The organism is Halorientalis pallida (genome assembly GCF_004118325.1).
Lineage (GTDB): Archaea > Halobacteriota > Halobacteria > Halobacteriales > Haloarculaceae > Halorientalis > Halorientalis pallida.
Map to the genome: position 1 here is coordinate 36,382 of NZ_RDFA01000001.1, position 14,827 is coordinate 51,208.

The following is a 14,827-nucleotide window of genomic DNA, read 5'->3' on the forward strand; positions in this document are numbered from 1 at the left end:
TCAGTCCTCCAGGACGGCCTCGCCCGGGTGCCCGAGTTCGGCCGTCAGGTCGAGGAACGCGTCCTCCAGTCCCCGTTCTGTGCCGGTCTCGGCCCGGTGTTCCAGTTCCGTCGGCGTCCCCTGGGCGACGAGTCGCCCCTCGTTGAGGACGCCCACGCTGTCGGCCAGTTCCTCGACGACCGGGAGGACGTGCGTCGAGAGAAAGACCGTCCGCCCCTGGGCCGCGAGTTCCGCGAGCAGGTCCCTGACCGTGCGGGCGGCCCGCGGATCGAGCCCGCTGGTCGGTTCGTCCAGAAAGAGCACGTCGGGGTCGCCCAGGACAGTCCCGGCGAGCGCCGTCTTCTGTCGCATCCCCTTCGAGTAGGTCCGGATCGGCTCGTCGGCGTCACCGAGCAGCTCGAACCGCTCCAGCAGGGGGTCGATCCGGTCGCGGGCGGACGCACCGAGGTCGCGCAGGTCCGCGAGATAGGAGAGCTGTTCCCGGGCGGTCAACTCGTCGTAGACCGGCGGTTGTTCGGGGAGGTAGCCCACGTGGTCCACGACGGCGTCCCGGTCGGCGACGTGGTCGCCCTCGATCCAGGCGTCACCGCCGCTGGGATCGGTCAGCGTCGTCAGGATCCGCATAGTAGTGGTCTTTCCCGCACCGTTCGGGCCGAGAAAGCCGTAGACGGTGCCCTGCGGGATCGAGAGGTCCAGCCCCGACAGGGCCGTCACGTCACCGTATGTCTTCGTCAGCGCCTCCGTCTCGATGGCGGCGGGCATTGCCCGTCACTGACAGCCTCCAGCGGTATCAATCGTCCGGAGACCACACCACGCCGATACCGCCCGGAACGTGGGAGCGTCGAACGGTTCGACTCACTCACCGATCCAGCGGTTCCGCGGCGTCGCGTTCCACGAGGGGTTCGGCGTTGGCTGCTGGGAGCGTCACCACGTCCTCGCTGGCCAGGTCGTAGGCCCGTTCGTCGATGCCGAGGATCTCGCCCACGTCGCGCGTGATCCGGACCGTCCGGCGGTCGATACTGGATCCCTCCCCGCCCGACCCCGCTTTCGCCCCGCCGTCCGAACGCGGGTCGGGCGTCGGTTCGGCGGCGTCGTCTCCCGCCGGGTCGGACGCTGTCGTCCCGTCAGCTCCGCCGGGGGCGCTCGAGGGACTCGGCGTGTCGGCCTCGATCGCATCCGTCTCGACGTCGCCCGCGTCGTCCGACTCGCCGGACGCTGGCGGTTCCTGTGGCGGCACGGGCCGGTCGGAGTCCGACGAGTCCGCCGACCCCGCCGATCCGGGTGCGCCGGCCGTCGGCGCGTCCTCGCCGCTGCCCATCAGGTCCGCGGCGTCGACGCTGGTCGACCGGTCCGGCTCGGGGGACGGTTCCGGCGGGTCCGTCGCGTCCGTCGCGTCGGCCCTCGGCGGCTCGGGAGTCCCAGTCTCCCCGTCGTCGGGTGTCGTGTCCGCCGTCACGTCCGGCGTGTCGAGGGCGGCGGGGTCCTCGCCGTCGAGGATGGCGAACACCCGGTCGCGGTTGTTCTCGATGGACGCGACCATACTCTCGAACAGTTCGCGCTCCTCGGCGGTCAGTCCCTCGTCCTCGGTGGGCATGTCCGCCGCGGCGAAGGAGGCCATCTTGACGAGTTTGCCGACGCGGCGTTCGTAGATAGCCTCCACAGTTTGCTCGGCCGTGTTGATGTTGTCGGTGATCCGGTTGACTTCCGGATCGTCGAAGGGGTCGTCGGCCCGCTCGGCGGCCAGGTCCCGCTCCTCGCGCAGTTCCTGGATCAGCTCGCCCGCGTCCGCGTAGAAGGAGTCGCGCAACTGCTGGAGGCTGTCGCTCTGTCGCTCTCGGTCCCTGACCGACTGGAGTTCGTCGAGGTTCATGCTATTCCGGCCCCTTCTCGGCGCGCCCCCGGGCCATGAGGAACACGCCGACGTGCTCTGGAACGGTATGCTCTCCCTCCGAGAGTGTAAAACTATCGCCCAGGAGTTCGATCAGCCCGCCGTCTGTCACTTCCACCGCGATTTCGTGGCCCACGAAGGTGTCGGGTACCGCGTCGACCAGCGGGTCGAAGTCGTCGACCGCGTCGCGGTCGATCCGTCTGACCGCCAGTCCGCTCCCCCCGTGGAGCGTTCCGGGGAGGCGAATCAGCCGGTTCGTGTCCGTCGTCACCGGCTCGTCGATGGGCGCATCGTCTTCCTCGACGACCGACGCGGCGATGCGCTCGGCGAAGTTCTTGACGACGGGGTGGGCCGAGAGGTTGCCCCGCTCGATCTCGACGAACCGATCCTGGGCGATATTCCAGGCCGCGCGAGCCTTCTTCTCGCCCACGCCGTCGTACTCCTGGAGGCGCTCGACGGCCGCGTCCTCGTCCAGCGATTTGATCTGCTCGAACTCGGCGAGCAGGCGCTCGTGAATCCGTCGACCCCACCCGCCGTCGGTCGGCAGGTACTCGTTGTGGGCCGGACTCTTCCGCCCGACCTCGCCGCCGACCGCCTCCTCGTCGATCACGGCGTCGAACTCCATGCCCATCCCGCGAACGTAGTCCACCACTTCCCGCCGTGCTTCCCGTTCGAGTTCTTGGATGCCCGGATCGCGGACGTGGACGTGGTAGCCCCGCCCGCCCGAGAACGCGATCGTCATTTCCTCGAAGCCGAAGTCGTCCTCCAGGAAGTCCAGCAGGCGCAACAGAGCGTCCTTGCACTTTGCCAGCATCTCGGCGTAGGAGTCTTCGCCGAGCGTCACCGACGGGAGGTGGTCGGCGTCCAGGTCGAAGACCAGATCCGAGGTGCGCCAGTGCTTCTCGCTCATCGACCCCGCGCTGGGGTCGTCGTAGCGGCCCGCCGAGAAGTAGACGTGGCGCGGGCGCTCGCGTTCGAGGAACCCCTCGATGTCGCCCAGGTCCAGCAGCGACTTGTGACGGACCATCGTCGTCCCCGGCCCCGAGGTCCAGGGAATGTACCCCCACTCGCGCTCGTTGGCGTCGGGCGGCGGCGTGATCTCGGCCCGGCGGTAGTAGTCGCCGAACCGGCCCCGGAGATACGCGCGGGTTCGCTCCTCCATGCTATCACCTCCATAGTCAACAGTCCGAGAAAAGGGTTCCCTTCCGGAGGACGACCAGTCGCGGGCGGCCTGTTCGGCCGGGACGTGATCCATGGGGAGCTGAACGACGAGCTCCCACGACTCGACTGACTCAGCGCAGGAGTTTCTGCAACCGCTCGGTGATCCCGCCGCCGGTGCCGAGTTTGAGGTAGTAGGCGTCGCCGCCGTCTTCGTAGTAGTTGTCGATGCGCCGTTTGACCTCGAAACCGAGGTGACGGTAGAAACCGATCGCGGGTTCGTTGGTGGTCCGGGCGTGGCAGGTGACCGACGAGTGGTCGTCGGCGACGCGGGCGATCAGACGTTCGCCGAAGCCTTCGCCACGGTAGCCGTCGGCGACGGCCAGGAAGAGGATGTACCCGTCGCGGCGGACGGCGGCGAAGCCGACCAGCCGTTCGGTGTCGACGGGACCGCTCTCGAGGAAGAGGTAGACAGTCGACCGCCGATAGGCGTCCCTGAAGAAGCCACGGCGCTGGCGGAGGACCCCTTCCTCCTGTCGAATGGACTCTTTCAGCGCCCAAGCGTCGTCCACGTAGGCGTCGTCCCCGGCGTCCACGACCCGGCTCTCGACTGTGGCGCTCACTACCCCCGTGTTGCGTGTAGACCACTATAATTCCACCGGCAACGCCGCGCCTCGGAGAAGGACCATCCCAGCCACAACCGTTTTTCGGCACAGCGTCGTCGGGTCTGGTATGCGGCTGTCTCCAGAGGTCGACGGGATCGAGCGGGTAAACCCGCGTCAACGTCTCAGGAGCGCCTTTCTTACCGGTTTCGCCGTGACGATTCCGCTGATCGTGACGCTGCTCGTACTGGGGTTCGCAGTCAACTTCCTCACCAACACGGTCAATCCCTTCGTCGGCGTCGTCGACGCGGCGTTCGGAACCGAGCAACTCCCCGAGGTCGTGGCCGAGGGTGTCGTGATCGGTGTGGTCCTCGTCTCGATTCTCGTCGTCGGTCTCGTCGCCGAGCAGCATCCGGCCAACGGCTCCATCGACGAGACGGTCACCCAGGTCGTGTCCCGCATCCCCGGCGTCGGATCGCTGTACCGGAGCGTCGACGAGATGAGCGAACTCCTCATGAACAGCGAGACGGAGAGTTTCCAGGAGGTGAAGCTCGTGGAATTTCCCGATCGGGACTCCTACGCGGTCGCGTTCGTCACCGCGGACACGCCGGACGTCATCGAGACTGCGACCGAGAACGACGCCATGACGACGCTGTACCTGCCGATGGCCCCCAACCCCGTGATGGGCGGGCACGTCATCCACGTCCCGAACGACCGGGTGTTCGACGTGGACATGAGCGTCGAGGAGGGGCTCCAGTCCATCGTGACCAGCGGCGTCGCCGTCGAGGAAACCGAAGAGACGACCCAAATGGGGACCGCGACGGGGGCCGAGTGATGGGGTACGAACTCCGCGAACACACTGCGGACGTGGCCGTCGAGGCGACCGGTGCCACCCTCGATGCCGTGTTCGGGGCCGTCGCCGACGGCCTCGCCGCCGCGATGTGTGACGAGATCCCCGACGACGGCGAGCGGTTCGACCTCGACGTGCGGGCCGAGAACCGGGAGGCACTGTTGTTCGACTATCTGGACGAGTTGATATACGAGCGCGACGTGCGCGGCGTCCTCCCGGTCGAACACCAGGCGACTGTGGCGGAGACGGGAGACGGAACGTGGACCTGCGAGGCGTCGGCCCGTGGCGTCCGGCTGTCGGCGGTCGACGCCCGCGACGTGAAGGCCGTCACCTACTCCGAGATGGCTCTCGAAGCGACGGCCGACGGCTGGCGTGCCTACGTAGTCTTCGACGTCTAAGCCGATGGCGAGGTTTACCACGTCCGATCCCCTAGGGCTGGTGTGACCTCCGGAACACGCTCCCCGCTCCTGTCCGGGACGCTCGCGTTCTGTAGCGCGCTCTGTCTGACAGTCCTCGCGAGCCGCCCTGCCCGGGCGCACGTCAGGTACGTGGCCGAGGGGGACGGTCGCCCGACCGATCCCGTCGAGTTCGCGGTGCAGGTCCTCTCGGAACCGGCCAACGCCGTCCTGTTCGGTGGGACGGCACTGCTCGGTACGGTGGCCCTCGTAGGCTACGTCTGGGCGCGACCGACGATCCCCGACCTGGACGTGCTCCGTCAGACGCTCGCGGAGTACGACGACCTGGTCCCGTGGATGCTCCGGCTCAGCATGGGCCTGCCGCTGGTCGGTGCGGGCTTCGCGGGCTACTACTTCAGTCCGGCCGTCGACGGCCAGCCCCGCCTCCTCCTGCTCGGCCTTGGCTTCCTGTTGCTGTTCGGCCTGGCGACGCGCGCGGTGGCGGCCCTCGGACTCGTGGCCTACCTCGCGGGCCTGGCCCGCTGGCCCGAACTCCTGCTGGCCATGGAGTACGTACCGGGACTGCTGGCCATCGTCCTCGTCGGCGGCGGGCGACCTAGCGCCGACCACATGCTGGGTGCCATCGCGAGCGCGTCGGGGACTTACTACGGCCGGATCGATCCCGTCCACCGGATCGCCGGCCGGTTCCGGGCTTCGATCGAACCGTACACCCGCTACGCGCCGACGGTGATCCGGGTCGGACTCGGCGTCGTGTTCGTCTACCTGGGGCTGGTCGAGAAGCTCCTCCAGCCGGCGCGCACCCTCGGCGTCGTGGCGAAGTACGACCTGACGGCCGTGATCCCGGTCGATCCGGGCGCGTGGGTCCTGGGTGCTGGCCTCGCGGAGATCGCACTCGGCGTCCTCCTGATCGCCGGGCTGTTGACCCGGGGCGTCGCCGCGGCCGCGTTCGTCGTCTTCACCCTCACCCTCTTCGGCATCCCGGACGACCCGATCCTCGCCCACATCACGATGTTCGGCCTGGCCTCGGCCGTGTTCACGATGGGGAGCGGGCCGCTCGCACTCGACCGCGTGCTGGCCGACGCCGACTCGGAGGCCGGCCGTCCCTCGCTGGGCGAGCGGGAGGTCGCGGACGACTGACGCGGGACAGTCGAAATATATTCCGCCGTCGGCGTCGCACCCTCACACATGACTACCTTCGACGCCGACGGCATCACCCTCGAAAAGGTACGGGACTACGTCTGGGAGATCCCACAGGAAGGCGGGATGAACGCCCCCGCGCGCGTCCTGGCCAGCGAGGCCCTGCTGGAGGAGATCCAGCAGGACAAGGCCCTCCAGCAGTTGAAGAACTCCGCGCACCTCCCCGGCGTCCGCAAACACGCCATCTGCATGCCCGACGGCCACCAGGGGTACGGCTTCCCCGTCGGCGGCGTCGCGGGCATCGACGCCGAGGACGGCTGTATTTCCCCGGGAGCGATCGGCTACGACATCAATTGCGGCGTCAGAATGATGACAACTAATCTGTCGTACACTGACCTCCAGGGCCGCGAGGAAGAACTCGTCGAGAACCTGTTCAGCAACGTTCCGTCGGGTCTCGGTGGGGGTGGCGTCGTGCAGGTCGACGGCGACGGGATCGAGGCGATCCTCGAACGCGGGATGGACTGGGCGCTCGAAGAGGGCTGGGCCGTCGAGGACGACCTGGCTCACTGCGAGGACGAAGGCTACAGACCGGAAGCCAACGCCCAGAAGGTCTCGAAGAAGGCCAAGGACCGCGGGGCCAACCAGGTCGGCTCGCTGGGGTCGGGCAACCACTTCCTCGAAGTCCAGCGAGTCACCGACGTGTTCCGGGAGGACGTGGGCGAGGCGTTCGGCCTGGAGGAGGACCAGATCGTCGTCCTCATCCACTGTGGGTCGCGCGGCCTGGGCCACCAAGTCTGTACGGACTACCTGCGCGACATCGAGCAGGCCCACCAGGGCATGCTGAACCAGTTGCCCGACAAGGAACTCGCGGCCGCGCCCGCCGGGTCCCAGTTGGCCGAGGACTACTACGAGGCGATGTGTGCGGCGATCAACTTCGCGTGGGTCAACCGCCAGCTCATCATGCACCGGACGCGGCAGGTGTTCGAGCGCGTCTTCGACCGGGACTGGCAGGCGATGGAGATGGACCTGCTGTACGACGTGGCCCACAACATCGGCAAGAAGGAGGTCCACACGGTGGAGGGCGGGGAGGAGCGCGAACTGTTCGTCCACCGGAAGGGCGCGACGCGGGCGTTCCCGGCGGGCCGGCCGGAAGTCCCGGCGGCCTACGGTGACGTGGGTCAGCCGATCATCATCCCCGGGAGCATGGGCGCGGGCAGTTACGTCCTCCGTGGCGGCGAGCGCTCCCTCGAGGAGACGTTCGGCTCGACGGCCCACGGCGCGGGTCGGCTGATGAGCCGCACGCAGGCGAAAAACGAGTTCTGGGGCGAGGACGTGCGCGACGACCTCCGCGAACAGAACGAGATCTACGTCAAGGCCCAGTCGGGCGCGACCATCGCCGAGGAGGCACCGGGCGTCTACAAGGACGTCGACGAAGTGGTCCGGGTGTCTGACGCGCTGGGCATCGGCGACAAAGTGGCTCGCACCTACCCGGTCTGTAACATCAAGGGGTAGTCACCGACAGTGGCGGACTTCGGGGGATCGAACGGTCTCGCTGCCGGCCACCTCGAAGCGAGTGCCACCGGACCCGATAGGGTCCGCGACGCGGATCGAGCAGCCGTGGGCGTCGGCGATACTCTCGACGATGGCCAGGCCGAGTCCGGGGCCGATCGGACCGGACGGTGGTCAGACACGACGCGACTTCCGTGAAGTCCGTCCGGAGACGGCGACGGGTCGGCCCCGTCCCTCCGGGAATCCGGCCACCCGAAGGATAAACTGCTGGAAACGGAGAAGTTATGTGTTGTCTGAGAGTAACTTCAGTCGGCACGATGGTCTCAGCATCGCGGGAGCTCGAACGTATCAAAAATTCACTGGACGAGGCCCTGTCGGAGGCGGACGAGGAGTCCGCCAAATATCACATCAGGGAGGCCGCACAGCGGGTGGAAATCTTCAGGTATCACGTCGAGGAAGGCGACCTGACCGTCGAGGAGTAGTTCAGGGGGCGCGCTCGCCGGCCTCGACGGTCGTCTCGAGCCAGTTCTCTTCTGGTGGGAGCGGGCAATCGAACGTCTCGCTGAACGCACAGAACGGGGAGTACGCCAGGTTGAAATCGAGCGTGACCTCGTCACCGTCTGTCAGCGCGCGGTCGGGTTCCAGTTCCATGTACCGGCCGTGCTCGTAGCTCGACTGCCCCGTCGTCTTGTCGCGGATCGGGACGAAGATCCCCCCGTCCTCGTGCTCCTGTCGGTAGCCGTGGAGTGTGTAGGTCTCGCCGTCAAGATCGAACGCGAAGGTGACGATCCGCAGGTACCGGACCGTCCGGCCCTCGGTCGTGTCCATCTCGACCGGTTCCGGTTCGTCGTGGACGGTGACCGTCGCCGTGACCCGGTAGTCGGGGTCGGGCGGGTAGTACTCGAGGCCGTCGAACCCGTCCCGCTCCGCGGGCGGGATCGGTGACTGGCGATGCTCGGCGAAGAATCGGTCTTTCTCCTCGCGGTTGGCCCGGAGACGCTCGACCCAGTCGTCGGTGTCGTCGGTCATACCCACGATACTGTGCCGGCGGGTTTCAGTCCGGCGGCTCGCGGGGACGCCCGGCCGGTCAGCCGGGCCAGACCAGCGACAGGATCGCGAGGACGACGAACGCGACGATCAGCCACTTCGCGATGTCCATGGAGAGGCCGGCGACGCCACCGGCACCGAGGATACCGGCTACCAGCGCCAGGACGAAAAACCCGATCGCGAGTTCGAGTATCGCCACGGCTACCGGCCTCCGGGAACGCGGGATCGGTTCTGTCGGGTGTCGATCACGAGTGGTGTCAGGCTCTTCGACATAGCACTCCTCGGGTAGTCGGTCGGCGACGGTGAGACTGCGGCCTGCGTGTGCGTGGTGCTTTTCGGAAATCCGAGCGACCAGTAAGTTGATACTGGCAGGGGCGAGGCGAGTCGTAGAGTCGAGCATGACGCCCGTCGAACTGATCGTCGCCGCGCTGGCGCTGAGTGGGTCGGTCGCGGTCGGCACGGCCGCACACGAACTGTCACACGCAATCGCCCTGTGGGCTGGTGGGTACCGCTGTGAGATACGGTGGTGGCCGAACCGAGGACGCGGTTGGTTGCGACCCCGCAGTGCCTTCGCCTCCGTGACACCACAGGTCGACGGGACTGCCTCGCCGATGGCGCTCAGATGTGCCGCGCTCGCACCGCTGACCCTGGCGACGCCGCTGGCACTCGCGTTGGCGGGACTGCTCCCGGACCCCTACGAGAGTGGCCCGCTCGCCGTGCAGGCGGCGCTGATCGGCTGGCTCGGCTGTGCGCTTCCCAGCCCGCAGGATTTCGCCGTCGTCTGGTACGCGGATCGGGCGCTGGCGCGTGCGAGCGCAGGCGGCGACGGGGCCGGTCAGTCGGCCGACTCGACCTGATCAGGGGCGGAAGTCGAACCGCGGCGGGTCGATGTCGGGCGTGCGGTGTTCCACGCGCTCGCCGCCCTCGGACTTGCGGAAGCTGAGGTAGAAGGTTCGGCCACAGCCGTCCTTTTCGGGATCGGGGTCGTTCGCACCCCCAGGGCCGACCGCTGTTCCCTCGCCCGCGTCGCCGAGACAGACGAACTCGATGCCGTCCGCGGCCTCCCGGTCGGCCACGTCGTCGGTCGTGCTCCCGTACTCCCAGCCGTCGAGGGGTTCCCGGGTCACACAGTCGTCGTCGAGATACCCCTCGCGCTCGACACCGGTCACCGCCCCGCAGTACGGGCAGTGATACGTCACGTCGACCATATCCTCCGTAGGGGCCGGAAGGATATAGGCCACACCCTGTCCGCGAAACGAATTAGCTATCCGACACTAATTCGAGAGCGTCCGCTGATGCGTCGAACGTGTCGGCAGGCGAGTTTGCTGGACGGTACCCCGGCTGGAAGGTGACGCGGGTGGAACTCGCGATAGCGGCGCTACTCCCCGTTCTGGGGTCGGTCGTGGGGGTGGTCCAGACCGGGAGCAACCTGCTTCTCGTCGGGACCTGGATTCCGCGGATCGGTGCCGGGCTCGTGGCGAGGGGCGGCGTCGGCGCGGTTCGCGGGGAGAAACCGGCCGAGTGGCTGCGCACGGTCGGGGTCGAGTACGTGTTTCTGGGGACGACGAACGGGGTGGCCACGGGCCGTCTGACCCTCGCGTTCTGGTCCGGGTTCGATCGTCGGGTCGCCGTCGCGCTCCTGGCGAGTGCGGTTCTGTCGACCGTGTTCCTCGGCCGCGGTGGCTGGTTCGTCTCGGTGACGGGACCCGGGTCGCTGTAGCCGGCTCGAGGGTACGACGGTCGACCCGAAGACGTGCACGATGGCAAAGGTACTTGCCCCGAGGAACCGACGGATCCAGTATGATAGACGAGACGGTCGAGGAGATCGAGCAGATGCAAACCCACTCCTCGTCGGTCGTGGCCGTGAAGGCTGCCGCCGCCCTCCGGGAGTTGACCGAGGGTGAGTACCCGACGGTCGAGGAGTTCGTCGTGACCCTGGAGCGCAACGCGAGCGCGCTCAAGCGAGCCAACCCGTCCCACGCCTCGCTCCAGAACGCACAGCGCGAGATCGTCGCCGCGGTCAAAGACGCCGACGCCGATTCGGTCACGGCGGCACAGGACATCCTCGCCCACGCCATCGACCGCGTGGTCGACCGCATCGAGAACGCCAAGAGCGAGGCGGCGAAAAACGGCGCGGAAGTCTTCGAGGACGGCATGACAGTCCTCACCCACGACTACTCCTCGACGGTACTCGAGGCGATCGAACTCGCCGCACAGGAGGGGAAGCATCTGGACGTGTACGTCACCGAGGCGCGACCACGGTACCTCGGCCGGAAGACGGCGCGCGTGCTCGCGGGCGTCGACCGCGTCGATCCCCACCTGATCGTCGACGGGGCGGCCGGCCACTTCCTCGCCGACTGTGACCGGGTGGTCACAGGGATGTCCTGCATCGTCGAGGAGACGCTGTACAACCGAGTCGGCACCTACCCCATCGCCGCCGCGGCCGGCGACGTCGGCGTCCCGATGACGGTCGTCGGGTCGGGCGCGAAGATCATCGAGGGTGGGTTCGCCTTCGAGAACGAGATTCGCTCACCCAGCGAGGTGATGCGGGAACCGGCGGAGGGGTTCACCGTCGAGAACCCGGCCTACGACGCGACCCCGACGCGACTCCTCGATACGGTCGTCACCGACGAGGGCGTCCGGGAGTTCTAGGCGTCGGCACGGCGTGACCACTCCATCCAGTGTTGCATCGAGTGCTGCCAGAGGCGCGCGACGGTCTCGACCGTCCGGCTGAACGGGCCAGCCACTACGGTGTCGGCCCGTGGGGTGTCGCTGGCGGCACTGTCGGTCGGAAGCGGGCGGTCCGTGATCGTCGTCGAGCACTCCGGACAGCGCACGTGTCGGGTGCGTGTCAGATAATCGTCGGCGGCGATCCAGTCGCCGCCGACGAGGCTCTCGTGGCCGCAGCTCGGGCAGAACAACACGGCCTTTCTGCGGCCGGGCGTCCGGCCGCCGTCTGCCGGTAACTGCGACCCACGAAGGTCGGGAGAGCTCATCACTGACAGGTACGCGCCGAACGGCTAAAATCCTGTTGGCATACTGAATAATCGTGACATACAGTGGGCACGTTGTCGACCGTTGCACCTGTTTTTCGAGCGCCAACGACAACCCTGTACTTAAGTCAGCAGGACCGGATGGGGAGATATGAGCGGGCCACTGGATGCCGGAGCAGCGGGTGGGGACGCCGTGGCCCAGGCGTCGACACAGGTGCCGACGGGGGCGCCGGACGGCGCGACGACAGTCGAGGTGACGCGAGCGGCCGCGAACGCGACGACCCCGGCAGCGACCCAGTCTGTCGAGAACCTCCTCCCGACGTCGTGGCTCCCGTTTCCGGTCCCGGGGTGGGCCCTGGACGTCGTCGCGACCCTGCTGATCCTGGGGCTGGCTTGGGCCGGTTCGCGGCTGGTGGTGGCGGTCTTCGGCCGCCGCATCTCCAGACGGTTCAGACGGCCGAGTATCACCCGGATGGTCCTGCGTGGGATTCGGATCGCGATCTTCGTCTTCGCGGTCCTGGCCATCCTCCCGATCTACGGCGTGAGCCTCGGCGACATCACGCTCTCCGTGGCCGTGATCTCGGCGGCCATCGGTGTCGTTCTAGCCCCGATCGTGGGAAGTATCATCAGCGGGTTCTTTCTGCTGGCCGACCAGCCCTACGAGATCGGCGACATGATCGAGATCGTCGACACCCAGCAACGCGGGTTCGTCGACGACATCACCCTCCGGTACACCAAGATCATGACGCTGGACAACACGTTCGTGGTGGTGCCGAACGGCGAGATCCGATCCCGTGACGTGATCAACTACTCCGCAGAGGATCCCCGAACTCGTCAGACGCTCGACGTGATCGTCACCTACGAAGGTGACCTCTCCGAGGCCCGGGACCTGATCGAGCGGGCGGCCAAGGAGGTCGACCGCGTGATCGAGGGGGGACCGGACATCCGCGTGGGAAGCGCCCGGTACCCGGCCGCGCCGACCTGTTACATCGAGACGTTCGGCGATCACGGGGTCCACCTGCGGCTCCGGTACTGGCTCGCGGAGCCGTACAAACTGCTGGCGACCAAGTCGGAGGTGCAGACGAACGTGTGGCGGCGGCTCGAAGACGCGGACGTGGAGATCGCCTATCCCCACCAGCACGTGGTCTTCGACGAGACCAGCGGGCAGATGGACGTGGCAGTCAGTCCCCCGCGGCGACGGACCGGACCCGGCACACGCCAGCGAGACCCCTCTGGGGACGCGCTGAACGGCGAGAGTACGGATCCCGACGAACCGGGCGGGTCCGGTCCGGCCGGTTAGACCGTGACGATTTTGGCGTCGAGTTCGTTCTGTAGGAACTGCTCGATGTCGGGGTCGTCGGCGACCCGCCGGATCATCTGTCGCCACCGGCTGGCCTGTTTCCGGCCGATGACGACGATGTCGGCCCGCGAGTCGGCCACCTCCTCGAGGATCGTCTCTTCGACCAGCAGTCCCGTCCGCACGACGTAGCGCACGTCCGGCAGGTCGTCGAACGCGTCTTCGACGGCGCCCTTTAGTTCGCTCCGGGAGATGCGCCGGGAATTGTGGTAGAGGTTGACGTGAAGCACTGTCAGACTGGCGGCTTCTTCCCGCGCGATATCGATCGCCCGACCGAGCGTGGCTCTGGAGTGCTCGGTGAGCGGGTAGCGCACCGGCACGACGACCTGCGTCATCGTGCGGGGGGACGCTCGCCCGTAGTGTCAACCTTTCCCTCTCAGGTGCAAGGAGACTCGCCGTACTGGGTCGTCCGGGACGGTCCCGTCAGCCGTCGACGTGTCGAATCCGTCCCTCGACGGTCGGGTCGATGCCCCGTTCGCGGGCGTACGCGGCCAGGACCTCGTACTGGGTCGACAGGCGGTCGACCCGGTGGTGATCCGACAGCACCGGGAACTCGTGGTCGGTGTGAAAGAGGTAGTCGGTCGTCGCGACGGTGTAAGTCTCGTCGGCGGAGAGCGGCGTGCCGTTCAGGTGGACCGCCTCGATGCCGCTGCCGTTGCGCCGGACGGTGAGCCCGCGACTGACGTGTGCGTGCCAGCGGTCGGCCACTGCCTGCACGTGTTCCCCGTCGGCTTCCCGACAGAGCTGTCGGAGCTCCCGACCCGACAGTTCCGCGACGGTCACCGGTTCGTCGAACGGGACCACACTCACGAGGTCCGCGACTGTCACGTCGCCGGCGAGTGGCGGTCCCTCGCGGATGCCGCCGGAGTTCTGCAGGCCCACGTCCGCGTCGGCGGCCCACCGGTAGGCGTCGGCGATGAAGTTACCGATCCGGCACTCGCCGGTGTGTTTCACCGCCCGGTCGCGCGTGATCGGCTCGTCGACGTGACCGACCACCTCGTCCAGCCCGGCCTCTGCGCGGCGTGTCTCCATCGCGTCCGCGACGGACTCGTCCAGCGGACCGTCCGCGACCTCGTGGACGGTGACGGCGTCGGTCGCCGGCGCGTTGGCGAGGTCGATCTCTAGCAGGCCGCGAGCGTTCGCGCCAGGACGGGTGAGGAGTGTGTCGGCAACGCAGTCCAGCCGTCTGGAGTGGACGTGCCCGCCGAGGATCACGTCCACGTCGGTCTCGCGTGCGAGGTCGTCGTCGCCACTCCCCAGGTGCGAGAGGACGACGACGGCGTCGGCCCCCCGATCGCGGAGCCGGGCGCTTTCCCGACGGACCGCGGCGACCGGATCGGTGAATTCCAGCCCGGTCGCACCGGGACACATCGACCCGGTCTTCGGTTCCGTGACGGCGGTCAGCCCGACGGTGGTTCCGTCGATCTCGGCCACCGTCGACGGGACGACGCCCGCTTCGGCGGCGAAGCGGTCGCCCGCGTCGTGGTCGGCGGCCGAACTGCCCCACTCGACGTTGGCACTCACCCACGTCTGGGGCGACTCGCGGACGATGTCGGTGATCGCGTCGGGTCCGTAGTCGAAGTCGTGGTTGCCAAAAGTGTCCGCGTCGGGCGCGACGGCCCCGAAGAAGTCCAGTGCCTGACGACCCTCGTACACCATCGAGAGGACGCCCGGCGCGGTGTCGTCACCGGTGCCGAGGACCAGCGCGTCGTCGTCGCGGAGCGACCGGACGAGCCCGGCGAGGCGGCCGATCCGATCGGGTTCGTCGTAGGCGTTCTCCACGTCCGAGTAGTGGAGGAGGCGGGGCGGCATTCGGTATTCAGTACGCCGTCGGTCGGCAAATCCCCTTCGGCCCGTCCCGAGGAGGCAG

General features: G+C 67.8%; 19 protein-coding genes. 9 read left to right on the plus strand and 10 right to left on the minus strand.

The annotated features are described in order from the left end of the window. The 4 genes from EAF64_RS00205 to EAF64_RS00220 all read right to left on the minus strand — a co-directional run bounded on the left by EAF64_RS00205 (position 1) and on the right by EAF64_RS00220 (position 3,669). Entirely contained in the window at positions 1-762 is a 762-nt protein-coding gene (locus EAF64_RS00205; RefSeq protein ID WP_129066976.1) for an ABC transporter ATP-binding protein, read from the minus strand. A 97-nt stretch (positions 763-859) separates the two neighbouring features. After that, positions 860-1,870 (minus strand): hypothetical protein, encoded by a 1,011-nt coding sequence (locus tag EAF64_RS00210; RefSeq protein WP_129066977.1) that lies wholly within the window; start codon positions 1,868-1,870, stop codon positions 860-862. A gap of 1 nt (position 1,871) precedes the next feature. Then, positions 1,872-3,050 carry a DNA primase small subunit PriS gene (gene priS, locus EAF64_RS00215; RefSeq protein ID WP_129066978.1) on the minus strand — a complete coding sequence of 393 codons (1,179 nt, stop codon included), beginning with the start codon at positions 3,048-3,050 and terminating at the stop codon, positions 1,872-1,874. A gap of 130 nt (positions 3,051-3,180) precedes the next feature. Then, complete coding sequence (locus EAF64_RS00220) at positions 3,181-3,669, minus strand: GNAT family N-acetyltransferase (RefSeq protein ID WP_129066979.1); 489 nt, start codon at positions 3,667-3,669, stop codon at positions 3,181-3,183. A 109-nt stretch (positions 3,670-3,778) separates the two neighbouring features. Between EAF64_RS00220 and EAF64_RS00225 the strand changes: the two genes are divergently transcribed. From EAF64_RS00225 to EAF64_RS20680, 5 genes are all read left to right on the plus strand, one after another. Continuing rightward, the gene (locus EAF64_RS00225) at positions 3,779-4,483 is read left to right on the plus strand and encodes a DUF502 domain-containing protein (RefSeq protein ID WP_129066980.1); all 705 of its coding nucleotides are present in this window, start codon (positions 3,779-3,781) and stop codon (positions 4,481-4,483) included. Continuing rightward, positions 4,483-4,896 (plus strand): archease, encoded by a 414-nt coding sequence (locus EAF64_RS00230; RefSeq protein ID WP_129066981.1) that lies wholly within the window; start codon positions 4,483-4,485, stop codon positions 4,894-4,896. The genes EAF64_RS00225 and EAF64_RS00230 overlap by 1 nt, the downstream gene beginning before the upstream one ends. A 42-nt stretch (positions 4,897-4,938) precedes the next feature. Then, complete coding sequence (locus EAF64_RS00235) at positions 4,939-6,051, plus strand: DoxX family protein (protein ID WP_227738842.1); 1,113 nt, start codon at positions 4,939-4,941, stop codon at positions 6,049-6,051. 48 nt (positions 6,052-6,099) lie between these two features. Next, the gene (locus EAF64_RS00240; protein WP_129066982.1) at positions 6,100-7,563 is read left to right on the plus strand and encodes an RtcB family protein; all 1,464 of its coding nucleotides are present in this window, start codon (positions 6,100-6,102) and stop codon (positions 7,561-7,563) included. Positions 7,564-7,877: 314 nt separating this feature from the next. Further along, positions 7,878-8,042 (plus strand): hypothetical protein, encoded by a 165-nt coding sequence (locus EAF64_RS20680; RefSeq protein WP_193767519.1) that lies wholly within the window; start codon positions 7,878-7,880, stop codon positions 8,040-8,042. 1 nt (position 8,043) lies between these two features. On the opposite strand, the gene EAF64_RS00245 is transcribed toward EAF64_RS20680, so the two are convergent. Further along, a complete protein-coding gene (locus tag EAF64_RS00245) occupies positions 8,044-8,589 on the minus strand; it encodes a DUF1684 domain-containing protein (RefSeq protein ID WP_129066983.1) in 546 nt (181 codons plus the stop codon). A gap of 58 nt (positions 8,590-8,647) precedes the next feature. Continuing rightward, positions 8,648-8,800 carry a DUF1328 domain-containing protein gene (locus tag EAF64_RS00250; protein WP_129067877.1) on the minus strand — a complete coding sequence of 51 codons (153 nt, stop codon included), beginning with the start codon at positions 8,798-8,800 and terminating at the stop codon, positions 8,648-8,650. A 205-nt stretch (positions 8,801-9,005) separates the two neighbouring features. Here EAF64_RS00250 and EAF64_RS00255 point away from each other — a divergent pair, with 205 nt between their 5' ends. Then, complete coding sequence (locus EAF64_RS00255) at positions 9,006-9,464, plus strand: hypothetical protein (RefSeq protein ID WP_129066984.1); 459 nt, start codon at positions 9,006-9,008, stop codon at positions 9,462-9,464. Here the strand turns inward: EAF64_RS00255 and EAF64_RS00260 are convergent, their stop codons facing one another. Further along, a complete protein-coding gene (locus EAF64_RS00260; RefSeq protein WP_129066985.1) occupies positions 9,465-9,815 on the minus strand; it encodes a hypothetical protein in 351 nt (116 codons plus the stop codon). Between the two features lie 98 nt (positions 9,816-9,913). Between EAF64_RS00260 and EAF64_RS00265 the strand changes: the two genes are divergently transcribed. Together EAF64_RS00265 and EAF64_RS00270 are read left to right on the plus strand one after the other, a co-directional pair. Continuing rightward, the gene (locus tag EAF64_RS00265; RefSeq protein WP_129066986.1) at positions 9,914-10,327 is read left to right on the plus strand and encodes a hypothetical protein; all 414 of its coding nucleotides are present in this window, start codon (positions 9,914-9,916) and stop codon (positions 10,325-10,327) included. Between the two features lie 80 nt (positions 10,328-10,407). Further along, complete coding sequence (locus EAF64_RS00270) at positions 10,408-11,259, plus strand: translation initiation factor eIF-2B (protein WP_129066987.1); 852 nt, start codon at positions 10,408-10,410, stop codon at positions 11,257-11,259. On the opposite strand, the gene EAF64_RS00275 is transcribed toward EAF64_RS00270, so the two are convergent. Continuing rightward, positions 11,256-11,603: a hypothetical protein gene (locus EAF64_RS00275; protein ID WP_129066988.1), complete on the minus strand. Its 348-nt coding sequence runs from the start codon at positions 11,601-11,603 to the stop codon at positions 11,256-11,258. The two genes, EAF64_RS00270 and EAF64_RS00275, sit on opposite strands and share 4 nt — an antisense overlap. Positions 11,604-11,751: 148 nt before the next feature. On the opposite strand from EAF64_RS00275, the gene EAF64_RS00280 reads away from it, so the two are divergent. Continuing rightward, positions 11,752-12,900 (plus strand): mechanosensitive ion channel family protein, encoded by a 1,149-nt coding sequence (locus tag EAF64_RS00280; RefSeq protein ID WP_129066989.1) that lies wholly within the window; start codon positions 11,752-11,754, stop codon positions 12,898-12,900. On the opposite strand, the gene EAF64_RS00285 is transcribed toward EAF64_RS00280, so the two are convergent. Further along, positions 12,897-13,292 (minus strand): universal stress protein, encoded by a 396-nt coding sequence (locus EAF64_RS00285; RefSeq protein WP_129066990.1) that lies wholly within the window; start codon positions 13,290-13,292, stop codon positions 12,897-12,899. The genes EAF64_RS00280 and EAF64_RS00285 overlap by 4 nt on opposite strands. A gap of 88 nt (positions 13,293-13,380) precedes the next feature. Continuing rightward, the gene (locus tag EAF64_RS00290) at positions 13,381-14,769 is read right to left on the minus strand and encodes a bifunctional metallophosphatase/5'-nucleotidase (RefSeq protein ID WP_129066991.1); all 1,389 of its coding nucleotides are present in this window, start codon (positions 14,767-14,769) and stop codon (positions 13,381-13,383) included. Positions 14,770-14,827 lie beyond the last annotated feature (58 nt).

What these genes read in the sequence shown, in the direction of transcription:
- EAF64_RS00270 (WP_129066987.1), top strand. Translation starts at nt 10,408, where the DNA reads ATGATAGACGAGACGGTCGAGGAGATCGAGCAGATGCAAACCCACTCC.
- EAF64_RS00290 (WP_129066991.1), bottom strand. Translation starts at nt 14,769, where the DNA reads ATGCCGCCCCGCCTCCTCCACTACTCGGACGTGGAGAACGCCTACGAC.
- EAF64_RS00210 (WP_129066977.1), bottom strand. Translation starts at nt 1,870, where the DNA reads ATGAACCTCGACGAACTCCAGTCGGTCAGGGACCGAGAGCGACAGAGC.
- EAF64_RS00225 (WP_129066980.1), top strand. Translation starts at nt 3,779, where the DNA reads ATGCGGCTGTCTCCAGAGGTCGACGGGATCGAGCGGGTAAACCCGCGT.
- EAF64_RS00275 (WP_129066988.1), bottom strand. Translation starts at nt 11,603, where the DNA reads ATGAGCTCTCCCGACCTTCGTGGGTCGCAGTTACCGGCAGACGGCGGC.
- EAF64_RS00285 (WP_129066990.1), bottom strand. Translation starts at nt 13,292, where the DNA reads ATGACGCAGGTCGTCGTGCCGGTGCGCTACCCGCTCACCGAGCACTCC.
- EAF64_RS00240 (WP_129066982.1), top strand. Translation starts at nt 6,100, where the DNA reads ATGACTACCTTCGACGCCGACGGCATCACCCTCGAAAAGGTACGGGAC.
- EAF64_RS00230 (WP_129066981.1), top strand. Translation starts at nt 4,483, where the DNA reads ATGGGGTACGAACTCCGCGAACACACTGCGGACGTGGCCGTCGAGGCG.
- EAF64_RS00245 (WP_129066983.1), bottom strand. Translation starts at nt 8,589, where the DNA reads ATGACCGACGACACCGACGACTGGGTCGAGCGTCTCCGGGCCAACCGC.
- EAF64_RS00255 (WP_129066984.1), top strand. Translation starts at nt 9,006, where the DNA reads ATGACGCCCGTCGAACTGATCGTCGCCGCGCTGGCGCTGAGTGGGTCG.
- EAF64_RS00280 (WP_129066989.1), top strand. Translation starts at nt 11,752, where the DNA reads ATGAGCGGGCCACTGGATGCCGGAGCAGCGGGTGGGGACGCCGTGGCC.
- priS (WP_129066978.1), bottom strand. Translation starts at nt 3,050, where the DNA reads ATGGAGGAGCGAACCCGCGCGTATCTCCGGGGCCGGTTCGGCGACTAC.
- EAF64_RS00205 (WP_129066976.1), bottom strand. Translation starts at nt 762, where the DNA reads ATGCCCGCCGCCATCGAGACGGAGGCGCTGACGAAGACATACGGTGAC.
- EAF64_RS00260 (WP_129066985.1), bottom strand. Translation starts at nt 9,815, where the DNA reads ATGGTCGACGTGACGTATCACTGCCCGTACTGCGGGGCGGTGACCGGT.
- EAF64_RS20680 (WP_193767519.1), top strand. Translation starts at nt 7,878, where the DNA reads ATGGTCTCAGCATCGCGGGAGCTCGAACGTATCAAAAATTCACTGGAC.